This is a genomic window from Thermalbibacter longus, from assembly GCF_023806485.1.
GTDB lineage: Bacteria > Chloroflexota > Chloroflexia > Thermomicrobiales > Thermomicrobiaceae > Thermalbibacter > Thermalbibacter longus.
The window spans coordinates 1-1,194 of the sequence record NZ_JAMSLR010000030.1 but is presented as its reverse complement, the minus strand read 5'-3'; the positions used below and the strand labels follow the sequence as shown (position 1 = coordinate 1,194).

Here is a 1,194-nt window from a genome sequence, read left to right as displayed (position 1 = left end):
TCGATGCGCTCATCGAGCGCACCGCCGCAGCCCACGGCCGCCAGGCCGTGGTGCTGGTCGACGAATACGACAAGCCCATCCTCGACAACCTCGAGACCCCTGAGGTCGCCCGCGCCATGCGCGAGGGCCTGCGCAACCTCTACAGCGTCATCAAGGGCAGAGACGCCGACCTGCGCTTCGTGCTGCTGACCGGCGTGTCCAAGTTCAGCAAGGTCTCGATCTTCTCGGGCCTGAACAACCTGCGCGACATCACGCTGTCGCCCGAGTACGGCACGATCTGCGGCTACACGGATGAAGACATCGACACCGTTTTCGCGCCGGAACTGCAGGCCGCTGCCGAGGAAGGCCAGCCGCTGGACCGCGAGGAGATCCGCCGCTGGTACAACGGCTACCGCTGGGGCCCGGTGAGCGTCTACAACCCGTTCGACGTGCTGCTGCTGCTGGCCGAGCGGCAGTTCCGCGCGCACTGGTTCGAGACCGGCACGCCGACGTTTCTGGTGCACTGGCTGCGCGGCAAGGGGTTCTTCACCCCGCAGCTGGAGCGGCTCTACGCCAGCGAGCAGCTGCTGTCGGCCTTCGACGTGGAGCGCATCGAGCCCGAGGCGCTGCTGTGGCACAGACCGGGTATCTCACCATCGACGGCCAGCAGCGCAAGGGCGCAGCCACCGTCTACACGCTGCGCGTGCCCAACCTGGAGGTGCGCAGCGCCCTCAACGAGGCGCTGCTGCTGGGGGGGTGGCTGCCGGGCGGCACGCCGCTGTCCCAGCTGACGATGCGGCTGTACGACCTGCTCACCGACGGCGATGCCGAGGGCCTGCGCGCGCACTTCGAGCGCCTCTACGCCAGCATCCCGCACGACTGGGTGCGCGCCAACCCCATCGCCCGGTACGAGGGCTACTACGCCAGCGTCTTCTACAGCCACTTGGCCAGCCTCGGCCTGGACATCGTGCCGGAAGAAGTGTCCAACCCGGGGCAATGCGACCTCGTCATCCGCCACGCCGGCCGCGCCTGGGTGATCGAGTTCAAGGTGGTCGACGGCGAGGAGCCCACCGGCGAGGCCATGCGGCAGCTCAAGGCCCGCGACTACGCGGCCAAGCACCGCGGCGCGCCGGGCATCACGGAAGTGATCGAGCTGGGCGTGGAGTTCAGCCGCGCCAAGCGCCAGATCGTGGGGTGGGAGGTGGCGCGCACGCC

Annotated in this window: 1 pseudogene; it reads left to right on the top strand. The window is 68.9% G+C overall.

Features of this window, described 5'->3' with window-relative positions:
* Window positions 1–1,194, top strand: a pseudogene (locus NET02_RS16625) (AAA family ATPase); the annotation flags it as partial.